Here is a 17,529-nt window from a genome sequence, read left to right as displayed (position 1 = left end):
GGTGATTTGATTTTAAAACCTACACAACATAAATGCAAGTTCTATATAAATTAACGAAAGAAATAGTTATTTAACAATCCCATTTACATTTTTTAACGATTGGACAATTTAATATTTACCATATAAATTTGACTGTAAATTATTCACCAAACCCTCTAAAACGTTCACTTTTCTTCAAATAAAGTCGCATATTTTTTCATAAACTTCTAACTTCTTTCAGATATCAATATATATTTAATCTAAATTACACATAGAGTCAAAAAAAAAGGAGCATCCAATCTGATGCTCCTTCTGTTTATATTGATATATATTATTTAATATCTTCTTCAATCCACTCTGATCGGTTAGGGTTAGCAGGTGGAATAACTTTTTTCTTTGCTGGCTTATTTTCCAGTTCCTTTAACAACTCTTCCACAGCTCTTTTAACACAAGGATCAATTCCTTTTGCCACCAAGTGTGGTTCATCATAAACTTCGATGTCCGGATATACACCCACTCCTTCAATAATCCAGTTTTGGTTTTCATCAAAGATACCAAAACGAGGAACTGCAATATAACCACCATCAACTAATCCAGCGTTACCCGACATGCCAACTAATCCGCCCCAGGTACGAGTACCAATCAATTTACCCAATCCTTTTTTACGGAAGAAATATGGGAATGCATCTCCACCTGAAGAAGAATAATGGTTGATCAACATTGCTTTAGGTCCATCATGAGCCACACCAGGTGTTTTCCATGGTTCCAATCCACGTAAGTGCCAATATGAAAGCACATCTCGATCTAATAAATCTGCCATATGATCAGGAATAAACCCACCACCATTGTAGCGGTCATCAATAATCAATGCTTCTTTATCGTGATATGCATACATTCCTCTGTGCAATTCACGATTACCTTCTACTGCCGTGTTTGGAACATGAATGTACCCAATTTTTCCACCTGATAATTTTTCAACCATTGCTCTTCGTTCATTCACCCAATCCAGGTAAATTATCTCCAGTTCACTAGCAATTGGTTTAATGGTATAAGTCTTAGCTCCCTCAATACTTGGAGTAGAGTTTACTGCAATTTCAACTCTCTTACCAACCATATTCTCAAGATACAAGTAAGGATTTACCTTGGTGGTTACATCATGTCCATTAATGCTAATCAAGTACTGACCTTCTTTTACATTTACTCCTTGTTCGGTTAAAGGGGAACGACGTGCTGGATTCCAGTTTTCTCCATCGTAGATTTTTGAAATGATGTATCTGTTGTTTTTCAAATCAGCTTTTAGTTTTGCACCCAGTAAACCTGTTTGCACTGATTTTACTTTCTCAAAATCACCATAGTTCACGTAAGCATGACCTGTATTCGTCTCCGAAATGATTTCACCTAAAATGTAATCCAAATCCGCACGATGTCCAAGGTCTTTCACCATCGGTTCATAATCGGCTTTAATTTTAGCCCAATCAACACCATGAATGTTTTCCACATAGAAATAATCTCTAAAGATTCTCCAGCCATCTGTATAGATCTGATTCCATTCCTTAACAGGATCAATCTTCATTTCCATATCATCAAGATCCAATGCTCCAGACTTTGCTGCCTGACCTTTTGATAAATCTGTAATGCCATAAGTTGAACCAGAACGGTACATGATCTTGTTTCCATTGTCAGCCAATTCGTAATCTGAAACAGATTCAAGTACCACCTCATTCTTTTCTTTTTTAAGAATGTAGTGATGCAAACTACCATTGGTTCTGTATAAAATACCATCTTCAACTGCCTGTAATCCGCTATAATTTCCTGATGATACCGGGAATGCAATGATACGATTGTTTATGCCATCCAAATCAATTTTCACCTTTAGTTTCTGCACTTTTGTAGCATCACCTTTGGCTTTTTTCTTTGACTTTGATGATTCTTTCACCTCTTCCTTATATTCTTCAACATCAGTTTTTAGTGGAAATAATTTTGGTCCATCGGCATTTAAAGCCATTGCATAAATGCGAGTTGCATTATTATACAAGTAATTGAACTCAAAACTTGAAAAATCAAGGTTAAAATCTCTATTCGATAGGAAATACATAAAGTTTCCATCTTTAGAGAATACAGGAGAAGAATCGCCAAATGTATCATTGGTTAAAGCATGTTTCTTGCCTGTTGAAACTTGATAAACCCAAATTGCACCCTGCCCGTTCGAACTATCTTTTACGTATGCAATCCAATCTGAATCTGGCGAAAGCGAGAAATCTCTAATTTCATTTCTCTCTGCTTGATCAATCACTTTTAACGCTCCCGTTTCAACATTGATCAACTTCAATTTTAAACTGCGATCGAAGAAAATCATATGTTTGCTATCCGGAGTCCACTTTGGTTGATACATCCAAGAAGAAGATCCTTTGGTAATTTGTTTTGCCTTGGCTCCCTTCTTGTTTTCCAGTAAATAGATTTCATACTCACCTGTAGCATCAGAGTAATATGAAATGTATTTCCCATTTGGGGACCAGCTTGGTGACATTTCTCTAACGCCTTGTGTTTGCGTTAAATTAATTGTAGATCCATTTTCAGCCGGAACCGAAAAAATATCACCACGAGCATCAAACAACGCACGTTTTCCTGAAGGAGAAACAGCCCAATTCTCAATGAATCCTTTCACATTTTTATAGAATGGCAATGTGTTTGGATTATCAAAATTGATATTAACAATTACACGTTCCTCTTTTCCTGTTTCCAGATTTAACTTGTATAGTTGTCCTCCGTTTTCATACGCAATTTGTCCATTCTCTCCCGATGGCCACATCACATCAAAATTCTTGTGATGTGTCATTTGAGTCAAATTCCTGCTATTTACATCATACTTGTAAATATTCAGTTTCAAATCACGATCAGAAGCAAAATAAATGGCATTCTTGTACCACGAAGGAATTTGATCGGAACCAACAAACTTCGTAATTCTTTCCGATTGATCCTTCTCTAAATCGTAAATCCAAAGATCTGCTGCACGCCCGCCCTTGTATCTCTTCCAAGTACGAAATTCACGGCTAATTGGGGCAAAACACATTTTACTGGCATCAGGCGAGAAAACACCAAATCCTCCTTCAGGAATTTGAAGTTCTTCTTCCATTCCTCCATCAATACCAACTTTAAAGTATTTACCATTTCTTTCACCAAATGCAGTACGATTCATACGTACCAAAATAGATTTACTATCTGGTGTCCAGTCCAAAACAACATTATCAAAACCTCCACGTGGTGGCATTAAACCCACCGAATTGTAATAAGTTAACTGTTTTGGAGTACCTCCTGTTGCAGGCATTACATACACCTGACGGCTTCCTGAGTATTCTCCTGAAAAGGCAATCCATTTTCCATCAGGAGAAATTTTAGGGAACAATTCCATTCCCATATGAGAAGTTAAACGTGTTGCATCGCCACCATTTGAATCTACAGTCCAAATATCGCCAGCATACACAAATGCGATTAAATTGTTATTAATATCAGGATATCGCAATAAACGAACATCCTCTTTTGCATGAGCACTTCCTATAATGCTCATAAGAACGGTGAACAAGACACCAATTCTCAATCTGATTTTTAGCATGTTACTAGTATTTGTGAATTAAGCTTATCAATTTTTAAAATTGATGAAGTGAAGCTACAAAAAAAGTGGCATCCTCCGAGAAGAATACCACTTAAAATATTGTTAAAGTATGAACTACTTCATTTCAATCAAACTAATTGCAGCTCCACCACCTGCAGCTAATTTTAATTGTAATTCAGAAGTGTTATCTACTTCCATTTTTTCAATCTTGTATTCAGTAGGGTTTTTATCCCAATGTGCATTATCTCCATCCATATATAGTGTTGCCATGTATTTCTTACCTACTGGCAAGAAGTCTAGTGCAACTTTCAGGTCACGAGCATTTTCATCGGTAATTGCACCTACAAACCAATTATTCGATTCACGATCCTGACGAGCAATCGTAACAAAATCACCAATCTCACCATTCAATACTTTTGTTTGTTCCCAGTTTACAGCAACATCACGGATAAATTGGAATGCATCATTTCCTTTATAACTTTCAATCAAGTCTGGCACCATTTGAATAGGGCTATTAATTACAACATACAAAGCCAATTGGTGAGCCAATGTAGTATTAACCTGGTTATCTTTTTTATATGGTTCTAATTTGATATTGAAAATACCAGGAGTATAATCGATTGGTCCAGCTAACATACGTGTAAACGCAACGATTGGCAAGTGTTCTGCCGGATTTCCTCCATCAGAAGACCATGCATTAAATTCTTGTCCGCGAAGACCTTCTCTTGCAATCGCATTTGGATAAGTACGACGTAAACCTGTAGCTTTAATTGGTTCGTGAGCATTAATTGCAATCTTGTTCTCTGCTCCTTTTACCAAAGCTCTTCTGTAGTGATTCACCATCCATTGTCCGTGATGGAACTCTCCTTTAGGAATAATTTTTCCAACATAACCGGTTTTCACAGAATGAATTCCCAATGAGTTCATTAAATGGTATGCAGTATCCATTTGCTGATCGTAGGTACGTGGAGCTGCAGATGTTTCGTGGTGCATGATTAACTCAACACCTTTTGATTTTCCATAGCGAACCACCTCGGCCAAATCGTAATCAGGATAAGGAGTTACAAAATCAAAAACACCTTCACGATCTTCAAAACCAATCCAATGTTCCCATCCGGTATTCCAACCTTCAACCAAAATACCTCCAATATTATTTTCTGAGGCAAAATCGATTAATTCTTTTGCATATTCGGTAGTTGCACCATGGCGTCCACTTGCTTTATCCCAGGTCTTGGTTCCCAAGTGCATATCCCACCAGATGCCTACATATTTCATTGGCTTAAAGTAATCAACCTTACCAATTTTATTTGGTTCATTCAAATTTACAATCAGATCCGATTCAATTAAATCACCTGCTTTCTCAGCAATCTGAATGGTTCTCCAAGGTGTATTAAATGGAACACTACGCTTTACTTTGTAATCATTATTTAATGATCCAACCAAACAAGATTCCCACATTAAGTCTTCCTTGTTTACTTTCAAGGTCATTCCGGAGTAATCTGTCAAGTTTGCTTCATGGAAACTTAGGTAAACGCCATCATCCGTTTTCATCGAAACAGGAGTATTTACTGCGTTATTTGGAATAGATGTTTGTGCTAAACTTGCATGATTTCTGAGTTTTGTAGCATCAATTTCGGAGAACATTGTTGTATTGTACAAATGCTCATAAATATCCCAATCTCCAGGAATCCACCATGTTTTATGGTCTCCTGTCAAATTAAATTGAGTATTTTCCTCAGTAATCAATACCTCTTTCATCGCATCTTGTTCAGGGAACTCATAACGAAATCCCAAGCCATCATTATAAACTTTAAATATGATGTTCATTTTTCTGTTTGGAGCTTGCTGTTCTTCCAAACTCAGTTTTAATTGATTAAAATTATCAACTACAACTCGTTTCTCTCCCCATTGCATTTCCCAGCTAGAATCGTTCGATGAACTTTCAGAATCCACAATTTTCCAACCTTTTTCAATGGCTGGCATGTCCTTGAAGTCAAATCCCATTGAGGAAGGTTCAATTACAGGCTTACCTTTAAAAGAAACCTGGTAAGTAGCCTGGCCTTCTACCATACTCACTTCAACACCAATTTTGCCATCTGGCGATGAAACTTTGGTTGTTATTTTCTCATTGGTACATGATGCAAAAATCATCAAGCAACCAATTAACAAACTTTGAATTGATTTAATTTTCATTGCTGAGTTTATTGATTTAGTTAATCTGTTTTCTTCAACTTCAAAATAACATTAGAAGTTAGTCAATATCTAAAAACAAACCCAAAATATAGAAATCAAAGATGCCTTAAAAAATATTAAACCTTAATTTAATGATACTTACAAACAAAAACAGCACAACAAAATATAGATGACATATAGATCAAATATCTATTTAAACCGACTTAATTTCCATTATTTTTGCTTCAAATTCATCATTTGATATGAGAGATCGATTCTTTATTTTCGTCTTATAAGTATAAATTGTATTTACGGAGAAATTCAAAATACTTGCAATTTTTTCATTATCGTTTACACCCAATCTAATTAAAGCGAATATTCTTAAATCTGTATTTAGGCTTTGAGAATCTTTTAAGTTTATCCTTTCGGATTCCTCAAACAACAAATTAAATCGCTTCACAAAATCAGGGAAAAGTTTTAAGAAGATTCTGTCAAAATCTTCGAATAGTAATTGTCGTTCTTTTTTAGGATTGTAATTTTTTAATTCCGATTGAATTGCTTCGTATTGTTTTGTCATTAACTGTCGGGATATGGCCTTTTTCATGCCTTCCATTTTCTCAATAAACTGTGAACTGAAATTAAAGTAATACCCAACATATTCCTCCTTTATTCTACTTACCTCTCTTAAACTTTCGTTTACTATTCTAAGATTTTCGTTACGCTCACCAATTTCCTTTCTAACCTTTTTTAATTCTTGCAATTTTTTAAAGAATACAATCGCCAAAACGATAATTACAATCAGTAATACAGAAATTACAATACCAATGAGTACAACTAGTCTTTTCTCTTTTTCCAGCTCTCCAACAACAGCTGCATCAATATCCGGTTGGATGAAAGATATTTCCAACCTGCGTGCATCACTACCATAAAATTCAGCATCTTCTCTTGCCTGTTCTATAAGTTTATTTGCTTTCTCGAGATCTCCTTCATGAAACAGTATCTCGGCTAAAATTTTGGAAGCTAATGTTTCTTTCGTAGCCGATAGCACATCTCCAATTACTGCTTTTTCAATCGCTTTTTTTGCCTCATCTTTTTTTCCTAACCGCGCTAAAGCAACCCCCATACCACTCTGACATATTGCCATTTGATGAGGATCGAGATTTAAACCTTCTATTATCTTAGTGTAATATTTTACTGCACTCTTATCCTTTTGATGATTCAGACTTTTAAGAGCCAAAGCCAAGTTATAATGAAAAAAGTTTGCTTTTCCCTCCTGTTCAATTTTATCAACATACTGATCTCCTATCTTTCGGTACTTTGGTGAATAAAATCCCCAACGAGAGTTTGCCAAATCATAATATGCACGATATGCAACGGCATAAAATTCAATTCTTTTTTCATTAGGCAAATCCTGTCCTCTTATGGTTTGTATGGTATCAATGGTTTCTTTGTATAAACCTTTTAATAGTAAAACCAGTGCCAGATTTGATTTCGACTCTGCAATTTTCTCTACATCTTTTAACTGATACGCAAGTTTCAAAGTCTTATTGCCATAATAAAAAGCTGAATCATAAACGAAATACTTATACTCTTTGCTTAAACCTGAAAGCAACTGATATTGATGTTCTAAATTGACATTTTTATCCAAACGATTTATGGAATCAGTAAGTGAGTTTATTTTCCTCCATTTTGCATCATCAATACTATCCTTTAGCTTCAGATAATAATTTACATTCTTTTCTTTATCACTTTGAAATATCGAATTGGAATAGGATGTAAATGATAATAGAATCAGAAATAGTGAGATGAATTGCTTTGAGTACATATTTTAAAATTAAATCAGTTTAATTCTGTTTGATCATTTCGCATTACAAAAATAGGTCTGTTCGGAACAAAATCCCAACAGACCCAACTTTTTAAAATTTTAGATCATTATTTTACAATCCGCTAAAATCAATTCCTTCAAATAGCATACTTGGAGTTTGCCATGAACGATCGGTTAATGGATCATTTCCAACAGCTGCCAGTTGATTCCAAATCTCTTTGTGATTCCCTGTAATATTCATTCCAGCAATAGGATGAAGAATTTCCCCATTTTTCACATAGAAACCCTCAACTCCTACCGAGAAATCACCAGTAGCAGGATTAGAATTACCTCCATTAAAACCAGTAACCAAAATACCTTCTTTCATTTCCCTGGTTAAGTCGTTTAAATCCTTATTACCTTTTTCGAAAATTAAATTTGATGGAGAACCAGTGGTTGGTTGCATCTCTAATTTTTTTCCGTAATAATTGCCAATATAATAGGTCTTAAGGATTCCTTTTTCAATCACTGTCATTTCTTTGGCAGCTAATCCATCACCGTCGAAAAGACGAGAATTACGACCCGACTCAATAAATGGATTATCAATGATGGTTAAAACATCTGAAGCTATCTTCTGTCCAATCTTACCTTCCATGAAGGAACGCTTTTGCTGCAAATTGTAGCCGTACAATGGTTGAAGTAAAGAGCTGAATACTCTGCCAACAGAACGATTTTCAATCAGCATGTCCATTTTACCAGATTTGATCTTTTTTGCTCCAATTTTCTGTAAAGCTCTCTCAACAGCAAATTTTCCAACTCCTTCAGGATTTAATTTGTCCCAAAAACGAGTTGCCATATAATGACCTGCCGAAGGTCTGCTATCGCCTCCATTGATGGAAGCACTTGCGCTCACATAGAAAGAAGTAGATTCGTTGAATCCCTCAACTCCATTGCTCATAACCATGTAGCCGCGTGATGATCCATCGCCATAGGAGCCAGAAACTGTAATGATTCTATCATCCATTCCCATGGTTTCGGCTTCAACCTTCATGGCTGCTTCAATCTTTTCTCGAGGATCAACTGCATCGTAAGTTGAGTCGGACAGTTTCAAATCACGCTCTTCGCCATTGTAACAAAGTTCACGATCTGGTAAAGATCTGAATTTATCTTCAGCAAGATAATTGGTTGCTAAAATTGCTTCTTTAATGAATCTCTCCAATTCAGGTTTATTCAATCGGTTAGTAGAATGCGTTGAATATCTGCCATTCACGTAAAGTTTAATACTTAAGCCACTTTCGATTGACTCCTGAATTTTATCGATTTTTTGTTCTCTAATCTCAACTTCGGATTGCTTAGAGTCATAAACAGAAACTGAAACTTCATTCGCTCCATTTTCCTTTGCATATTTGGAAGCCCAATGGGCCAATTCCATTTTTTTATTGTCTTTCATTGATTCTTCTTTTTAATTGATAAATGATACTGGAATGCAATTATGCATTCACTCCACCAACAGTAAGTTTCGATACTTTTATTGTTGGTAATCCTAGTGATACAGGAACTCCTTGTCCACCTTTACCACATGTCCAGGTACTGCAGTCCATTTTAAAATCGTTGGCTACCATTTCAATTTCAGCCAATGATTCAGGACCATTACCAATCAGGTTGATATCCTTAATTGGTTGAGTCAGTTTTCCATTTTCAATTAAATAGCCTGATTTCACATAGAATGTAAAATCTCCAGCTCCAATTTTCACCTCTCCATTGGTGAATGAATCAACAAATACACCTTCTTTAACGCTGGCAATGATTTCCTCTTGGGTATGAGGACCATTTTCCATATAAGTATTTCTCATACGAGGAAGTGGAGCATATCGGAAGGATTCTCTTCTACCATTTCCAGTAGGGTCAACACCATAATGTTTGGCACTAATTCTATCGTGAATGTAGCTCGTTAACACACCATCTGTAACCAGGTTGGTTTTTTGTGTATCAATCCCTTCATCATCGATATTCACCGAACCTCGAATATTTGGGTTGGTTCCATCATCAACGATGGTAACGAAATCTTTACCAATCTTCTTACCCATCTTGTCTGAGAAAATTGAAGTTTCCTTGCGATTGAAATCTGCTTCGAATGCATGCCCAATAGCTTCGTGCAATAAAATACCTGAACTACCAGCAGCCAAAACAACAGGCATTTCACCAGCTTTAGGCTTCCCTGCCAAGAATTGTCTTTTTGCTCCATCCACAGCTTCTTTGGCTACTTCATCCAGTAAGTCTTCAGTAAGATATTCGAAGCCTACTCGCATTGATCTCGATGAACCAAAATCTTCTTTCTTATCACCATCAATCATTACTACGCTGGCATACAAGCTAAACATTGGTCTGTAATCACAACTCAAAATACCTTCTGAGTTGGCAAACAAAACATAGCTGGATTCGTCATTCAGGTATACTTGAACTTTATCCACTTTTTCATCTAAAGCAAAAATCTTGTCGTTTAGTTTTTGTAGATAAGGGATTTTTTGCTTGATGGATACATCTTCCCAAGCAGTCTTAAACTTGTAATAATCCGGATTGACTTTTTCACTTAAGTTAATAGATGGGAAATCTTTGCTTTCATTAGCAATACTTGCTGCAGTTTTTGCAACTTTAAGCATCGCTTCCAGACTTACTTCTTCAGAAAAAGCATATCCTGTTTGATCACCTTTTAATACCCTTACACCAACTCCATAAGCAATATTAGAACCTGCACGATTTACTTCGTTATCCATCAGACCAACATTGTTCGAAAGGGTATGTTCAAAATACAAGTCACAATAGTCTCCACCTCTCGATAAGGCTTCTGCCATTACTTTTTGTAACATTTCTTTGCTTACTCCAAAATGTTCCAGATACTCATTTAGTCCTGATTGTTCTGTTAATCGATTGCATCCAAAGCTTAGAAAGGAAGGAAGAATCGCCATTCCTGCAAGAGAGACAGATCCTGTTCGGATGAACTCTCTTCTTGAAACTTCATTATTCATACAAATGTGTTTAAGGTTAGGGTTTTCTTTGATTTTATTGGCAGTCAAAAGTTAACAATTTTTATTGTCATAATAAAATCAAAATACAACTATCTACACAAGAGCAATAAAAAAGCGATATCTGATTTACAGGTATCGCTTTTTAGATCGTTATAAACATTGAATATTAAACTATGAACTGAAATAAATCAGTCTTATCATTCAGGTACTCAAAAACAAAATTTCTTTCTGTCATTCGTTCCTGTAATCTCTTTAAATCTTCTGGTTGACGGACTTCAATGCCAATTACAGCTGGCCCCTTTTCTCTACTGTGCTTTTTGTAATACTCAAAGTGCGTAATATCATCACCCTGATCTAAAACATCATTTACGAACTCCTTTAAGGCTCCTGATCTTTGAGGAAAACGAACAATGAAGTAGTGCTTCAAACCTTCATACAGTAGACTTCGTTCCTTGATTTCCTCCATTCTTGTGATATCATTATTGCTACCACTTAAAATACAAACCACATTCTTGCCCTTTATTTGATCCGATATCAATTCCAAAGCAGCAATGGATAATGCTCCTGCCGGTTCAGCAACAATAGCATCTTCGTTGTACAATCTTAAAATTGTTGAACAAATCAATCCTTCAGGAATCACGACCACATCATCCAATACCTTTTCGCAAATGCGCCAGGTTAAGTCTCCCACTTTTTGCACTGCAGCACCATCCACAAATCGATCGATACTTACCAGGGAAACATTCTCCTTTTTTTCGAATGCAGTTTTCATCGATGGAGCACCCTCCGGTTCTACGCCAATAATTTTGGTCTGTGGACTGAATTCCTTTATCCATGCACCAAGTCCCGAAGCCAAACCGCCGCCACCTATTGGTACAATAATGTAATCAATAGGATCGGGACAATCTTGTAGAATCTCAAGACCAATGGTTCCCTGTCCTTCAATAATTTTAGGATCATCGAAAGGATGAATAAAGGTTTTGCCATGCTCTTCTGCATCAGCCAAAGCCTGATTTGATGCGTCATCAAAAGTATCACCAATTAGGATTACCTCGACATTTTCGCCACCAAACATTTTTACCTGTTTAATTTTTTGTCGTGGCGTTGTTTCAGGCATATAAATTACACCTGAACAGCCTAATTTCTTGCATGAGTATGCTACACCTTGTGCATGATTCCCAGCACTAGCACATACAATCCCTTTCTCGAGTTGCACTTTGCTTAAACCAGCAATCTTATTGTAAGCTCCTCTTATTTTATAAGATCTTACCATCTGAAGATCTTCACGCTTTAAAAGGATATTGGCATCATATTTTACAGACAGGTTCATATTTTTCAATACAGGAGTACTTTCCACTACTTCCTGTACCGTTCGACCGGCCTTCACAATATCTGCCATTTTTGGATAATAATATTCTGTTTTTGTTGTCACTTTTCCCCCTTTGGTTAAAGAGCATACAGCAACCAGCTTCCATTACATTCTGATAGCTAACTGCTGTTTGCTGATCGCTTTTTTTTATGCTTTTTCTATATATTCTGCCAACCAATCACCTACTTCGGATGTTGAGTAAGCTTTCTTTCCATCGGCAATATCTTCGGTAACTACACCCGCCTCTAGCGACTGATCAACTGCTTCGCGAATCAAAGCTCCTTCTTTCATCATGCCAAATGCATACTCGAACATCATGGCTGCAGAAAGTACCGTTGCACATGGATTGGCAATATTCTTGCCTGCTGCCTGTGGATACGATCCGTGAATTGGCTCAAAAACAGAAGTGTGAACACCGATAGATGCTGATGGCAACATTCCCATTGAACCTGAAATCACACTTGCTTCATCGGTAAGAATATCTCCAAACATGTTTTCGGTAACCATTACATCAAAACGCTTTGGCCAGGTAATAATCTGCATGGCTGCATTATCAACAAACATATACTCTACTTCGATATCCGGATAATCAGGAGCAACTTTCTGTCCTATTTCTCTCCATAATCTTGAAGTAGCCAATACATTTGCCTTATCAACAATGGTCAGCTTTTTTCTTCTTTTTCCGGCATATTCAAAACCCAATCGAATGATTCTCTCGATTTCTTCGGCCGTATAGACACAAGAATCGTAAGCAGTTTGTCCATCTTCACTTCTTCCCTGCGGACGACCAAAGTAAATCCCACCTGTCAACTCACGAATACACATAAAATCAGCACCATCAACCAGCTCGGTTTTCAATGGTGATTTGTGAATTAATGATTTAAAAGTATTCACTGGACGAAGATTCGCATACAATCCCAAGGTCTTTCTCATTTTCAAAAGTCCCTGCTCTGGACGAACCTTAGCCGAAGGATCGTTATCAAACTTTGGATGACCAATTGCACCAAAAAGTACCGCATCCGATTTCATACACAATTCATGAGTCTCAGCAGGATAAGGATCTCCTACCTGATCAATCGCGGTAGCTCCTACCAAAGCCTCTGTATATTCAAATTCGTGTCCAAATTTCTTTGTGATTGCGTCGCACACTTTTTTTGCCTGCTCTACAATTTCAGGACCAATTCCATCTCCTGGTAATACTGCTATTTTGTAAGCCATTGTTTTTAAGTTATTCTGTTTTTATTTTCTACTTATTTATTATTGCTGGATGATATCCTGCTTAATTGTTTGTTTCTTCCGTGATCTTCAAAAAGCATATCGCTTGCTTGTTTTCTACCTGCGTGAAGTTCAGATTACATCTAGCATACATGTTTGTGTCTTCACTACTCTTGACTAAGCATCTCGCAAAATTGATTACCCTATCCTACATGTCAAGACACTCTCTTGCAATAATGTTTACCTCCTTCGTAATATCAATTAGCCCATATTTACCCCCCGCTTACCCTCGACAAAATGACAAGTAGGGTTCTGATATCATTGTTTGCCCTATCCAGGTTATTGTTTATAGGCTTACATGCTAGTGAGATATCAACTTGATTACACAAAACACACTCTCATACTTGTAGCCCCTCAACCTAATTACAAGCAAAGGGTAAACAAACTTGTTAGCCTCTTCCCTAATCACTTGAAAGGGATCCCAGCGAACTTTACCCCCTTACTTGCATACACGGAAGGGGTCCCAAGGCTTGCAGGCCTCCTTCTGAACATCACGAAAATGATATTAACCATTGACTGACTTCTTCTCAACAATTTATTGAAGATCGTGCAAGCTGTAACTTAGTAAATATCTTTCTCGCTTAGTTTATTACATTGTTGCTCTAACAAATTTAACATTCGGGCAGTAGCTTTAATCGCTGCTTCAACCTGATCGGGATCCAATCCGCGAGTTTTAAACTCTTTTCCTTTAAAATCCCAGGTAATTAAGGTTTCTACCAGTGCATCGGTTTTACCCCCGGGAGGAATCCTCACGAAATAATCCTTCAATACTGGTCGATCTTTTCCCAGCTGCTCGTACACTGACCATATTGCATTCATAAAAGCATCATACTGTCCATCTCCAGAGGCTGTTCCCTCGTGCATTTGTCCGTTAATTTCCAAATTGACTGATGCAAAAGGCCTCATTCCTTTCGATAAAGACAGGGAATAATGCTTTATTGAAATTGGCATTTCTTCCATGCTCTGATTCAAAACATCAGAAACAATATAAGGAAGATCCTCAGTGGTAACGGTTTCTTTCTTGTCGCCAAGCTCTATCACCCTTTGAGTTACCTTTCTCATGGTTTCCTCTTCCAGTGTCATTCCCAGCTCTTCCAGGTTTTTCTTGATATTTGCCTTACCGGATGTTTTCCCCAAAGCATACTTTCGTTCGCGACCAAAGCGCTCTGGCATTAATCGGTTAAAGTACAAGTCGTCTTTCGAATCACCATCGGCATGAACACCACAGGTTTGGGTAAACACATTCTCACCTACCAAAGGTTTATTGGCTGGAATTCTTACTCCTGAAAAAGTTTCAACAATACGACTCACCGTATTTATTTTCTCTTCATTTACATTGATTTGTCGTGACAAGTGATCTTTGATTACTCCTACCACCGAAGCCAGAGGAGCATTTCCTGCTCTCTCACCCAATCCGTTTACCGTGGTATGAATTCCGTTTACTCCAGCCAACACCGATGAATACACATTGGCCAAAGCCAAATCGTAATCGTTATGGGCATGAAAATCGAAATGCAGCTTTGGGTATCTTTCGCGACAAGCATAGCAAAAGTCGAAAGCCTGAACCTGGTTCATTACTCCCAAGGTATCAGGCAACATGAATCTTTGAATGTTTTCATTTTGCAATTCATCCAAAAGGTACCAAACGTAATCTCTCGAAGTCAGCATTCCATTCGACCAATCTTCCAAATAAAGGTTCACTTTTATGCCTAATTCTTCTGCGTAAGCAACGGCATCCTTTACATCCTGAACATGCTGTCCGGGAGTTTTTCGCAACTGTCCCTGCAAATGCTTTAATGAGCCTTTCGACAACAAGTTGACTACACGTGCACCACTCTTGTAAATCCAATCCAGCGAAGCTTTCCCATCAATAAATCCAAGTACCTCGATTTTATCAATCATACCATTTTCTTCGGCCCATTTGGTAATTCGTTTTACCGCCTGAAATTCTCCTTCTGATACTCTCGCGGAAGCAACTTCCAATCGATCTACTTTTACGGATTGCAGCAAGAGTTTAGCCACACCCAACTTTTCGTCGGCATTGAAACTAACTCCCGAAGTCTGCTCACCATCCCTAAGGGTGGTATCCATTATTTCTAAGCTACGCAGTTCGTTCATTTTATCTGTGATTGTGTATTTTATTTGATGAGCAATCAGCCTTTGGCCAATTACTCTTGTTCAAATTCTTCTATGTTTTCTTTTTTATCCAAGAGGTAATCGATATCATCGAATCCATTCAACAAGCAGTTTTTCTTGTAAGGATTGATTTCAAACTCCTCTTTCTCACCATTAAGTGATATGCTTTGTTCTTCAAGATCTACAAGCAATTTCTGACTGTTATCTGCTTCAACTGCAGCAAACACTTTGTTTAAGAACTCAGGAGATACCACTACCGGCAACACTCCATTGTTTAGTGCATTATTTCTGAAAATGTCAGCAAAGAAACTGCTGACGACCACCTTGAATCCATAATCGTGAACCGCCCAGGCTGCGTGTTCTCTTGAAGAACCACTTCCGAAGTTTTTACCCGCAACTAGAATTTGTCCGGAATATTTTGGGTTATTTAATACAAAGTCTTTGTTTTCTGATCCATCAGCAGTAAATCTCCAGTCTCTAAACAAGTTTTCTCCAAAACCTTCACGACTGGTTGCTTTTAAGAATCGCGCAGGAATTATCTGATCCGTATCTACATTCTCAATTGGAAGTGGTACATAACTCGACTCTAATACGGTAAATTTATCTATTGGCATTTTTCTATCTTTTAAGCGATTAGCTTCCAGCTGTACGCCTTCAGCTAAAAAATATTTGTAAATATTTTATTAAAACAATTCTCTAGGATCGGTGATTACACCTGTAACTGCTGCTGCTGCCGCTGTTAGCGGACTAGCCAAAAGAGTTCTTGATCCAGGACCTTGTCTTCCCTCAAAATTTCTGTTCGATGTAGAAACACTGTATTTTCCTGCAGGAACCTTATCATCATTCATGGCCAAACATGCCGAACATCCTGGCTGACGCAATTCAAATCCAGCTTCTTCCAATACTTCAACCAATCCTTCTTCCTGAGCTTGCCTTTCAACTTGCTTGGAACCTGGAACGATCCATGCGGTTACCGAATCAGCTTTTTTCTTGCCTTTAACAAGAGATGCCAACATTCTTAGGTCCTCGATTCTACCATTGGTACAGCTTCCTACAAATACATAGTCTACCTTTTTACCTAGGAGTTTATCACCCAATTCAAAGCCCATGTAATCCAATGATTTTTTGAACGTTGGCAATTCCGATGCTTCAACTTCTTCAGCCGTTGGAATGTTACCAGTGATTCCTGTTCCCATGCCCGGATTTGTACCATAAGTCAACATAGGCTCAATGTCCTCTGCTTTGTATGTGTATTCCTTATCGAACACAGCACCTTCATCGGTCTTCAATTCTTTCCATTTGGCAATGGCTTTGTCCCAAGCTTCGCCTTTAGGAGCAAATTCACGACCCTTTACATATTCGAAAGTGGTTTCGTCTGGTGCAATCATTCCACCACGAGCACCCATTTCAATACTCATGTTACAAACCGTCATTCTGCCTTCCATGGTCAAGTTGCGTACTGCAGATCCTGCATACTCCACAAAATATCCGGTTGCTCCACCTGTTCCCAATTTAGAAATCACGTAAAGGGTAAGATCTTTAGCGGTAACGCCCTTTTGCAGTTCTCCATCAATGGTAATACGCATTTTCTTTGGCTTAGGCTGAAGAATACACTGGGTAGCCAATACCATTTCAACTTCCGAGGTACCAATACCAAAAGCAACAGCTCCAAAAGCACCGTGGGTAGAAGTGTGACTATCACCACAAACCATAGTCATACCTGGTTGCGTGTGACCCAATTCAGGACCAACCACGTGAACAATACCATTCTTTGGATGATTCAATCCATAAAGAGTAATATTATTCTTCTTGCAATTTGTTGTTAAGGTTTCTATCTGATTTCTTGACAATTCATCCTCAATTTTCAGATGCTGATTTACCGTTGGAATATTGTGGTCAGGAGTAGCAACGGTCTTTTCTGGTCGGAAAACTTTTAAGCCACGAGCCTCAAGACCAGCAAATGCCTGCGGGCTTGTTACCTCATGTATCAGATGTTTATCGATATACAATACACTAGGACCTCCATCGATCTTCTCAACCACGTGAGCATCCCAAACTTTATCAAATAATGTTTTTGGTTCCATTTCTTTTTAGCTCTTAACCTCTAGCTTATTGCTATTGGTTTATTTATTATTTTTTCATTCTAGATTTTGCTTAC

General features: G+C 37.6%; 10 protein-coding genes. All 10 read right to left on the bottom strand.

Translation table 11 applies throughout. From position 1 onward, the window contains the following. Positions 1 to 310: 310 nt before the first annotated feature. The 10 genes from ACKPCA_RS00515 to leuC all read right to left on the bottom strand — a co-directional run bounded on the left by ACKPCA_RS00515 (position 311) and on the right by leuC (position 17,455). Positions 311 to 3,589, bottom strand: a complete 3,279-nt coding sequence (locus tag ACKPCA_RS00515) for a S41 family peptidase (RefSeq protein WP_321280716.1) — start codon at positions 3,587 to 3,589, stop codon at positions 311 to 313. 114 nt (positions 3,590 to 3,703) lie between these two features. Beyond that, on the bottom strand, positions 3,704 to 5,782 hold the full coding sequence (locus ACKPCA_RS00510; RefSeq protein ID WP_321280714.1) for a glycoside hydrolase family 97 protein: 2,079 nt from the start codon (positions 5,780 to 5,782) through the stop codon (positions 3,704 to 3,706). 193 nt (positions 5,783 to 5,975) lie between these two features. Beyond that, a complete protein-coding gene (locus ACKPCA_RS00505) occupies positions 5,976 to 7,586 on the bottom strand; it encodes a DUF6377 domain-containing protein (RefSeq protein WP_321280713.1) in 1,611 nt (536 codons plus the stop codon). Between the two features lie 112 nt (positions 7,587 to 7,698). After that, on the bottom strand, positions 7,699 to 9,015 hold the full coding sequence (locus tag ACKPCA_RS00500) for a TldD/PmbA family protein (protein WP_321280712.1): 1,317 nt from the start codon (positions 9,013 to 9,015) through the stop codon (positions 7,699 to 7,701). 40 nt (positions 9,016 to 9,055) lie between these two features. Beyond that, positions 9,056 to 10,591, bottom strand: a complete 1,536-nt coding sequence (locus ACKPCA_RS00495; protein ID WP_054718437.1) for a TldD/PmbA family protein — start codon at positions 10,589 to 10,591, stop codon at positions 9,056 to 9,058. Positions 10,592 to 10,757: 166 nt separating this feature from the next. After that, complete coding sequence (ilvA, locus tag ACKPCA_RS00490) at positions 10,758 to 12,023, bottom strand: threonine ammonia-lyase IlvA (protein ID WP_321280709.1); 1,266 nt, start codon at positions 12,021 to 12,023, stop codon at positions 10,758 to 10,760. Positions 12,024 to 12,107: 84 nt separating this feature from the next. Then, entirely contained in the window at positions 12,108 to 13,178 is a 1,071-nt protein-coding gene (gene leuB / locus ACKPCA_RS00485) for a 3-isopropylmalate dehydrogenase (RefSeq protein ID WP_321280707.1), read from the bottom strand. Between the two features lie 618 nt (positions 13,179 to 13,796). Further along, on the bottom strand, positions 13,797 to 15,353 hold the full coding sequence (locus ACKPCA_RS00480) for an alpha-isopropylmalate synthase regulatory domain-containing protein (RefSeq protein ID WP_321280705.1): 1,557 nt from the start codon (positions 15,351 to 15,353) through the stop codon (positions 13,797 to 13,799). Positions 15,354 to 15,403: 50 nt separating this feature from the next. Further along, complete coding sequence (gene leuD / locus ACKPCA_RS00475) at positions 15,404 to 15,985, bottom strand: 3-isopropylmalate dehydratase small subunit (protein WP_321280703.1); 582 nt, start codon at positions 15,983 to 15,985, stop codon at positions 15,404 to 15,406. Positions 15,986 to 16,054: 69 nt separating this feature from the next. Then, positions 16,055 to 17,455 (bottom strand): 3-isopropylmalate dehydratase large subunit, encoded by a 1,401-nt coding sequence (leuC, locus tag ACKPCA_RS00470; RefSeq protein ID WP_321280701.1) that lies wholly within the window; start codon positions 17,453 to 17,455, stop codon positions 16,055 to 16,057. Positions 17,456 to 17,529 lie beyond the last annotated feature (74 nt).

It is taken from the genome of Marinifilum fragile (assembly GCF_963677365.1).
Lineage (GTDB): Bacteria > Bacteroidota > Bacteroidia > Bacteroidales > Marinifilaceae > Marinifilum > Marinifilum fragile.
The sequence above is the reverse complement of the archived record's forward strand: the minus strand, read 5'-3'. Positions and strand labels throughout refer to the sequence as shown.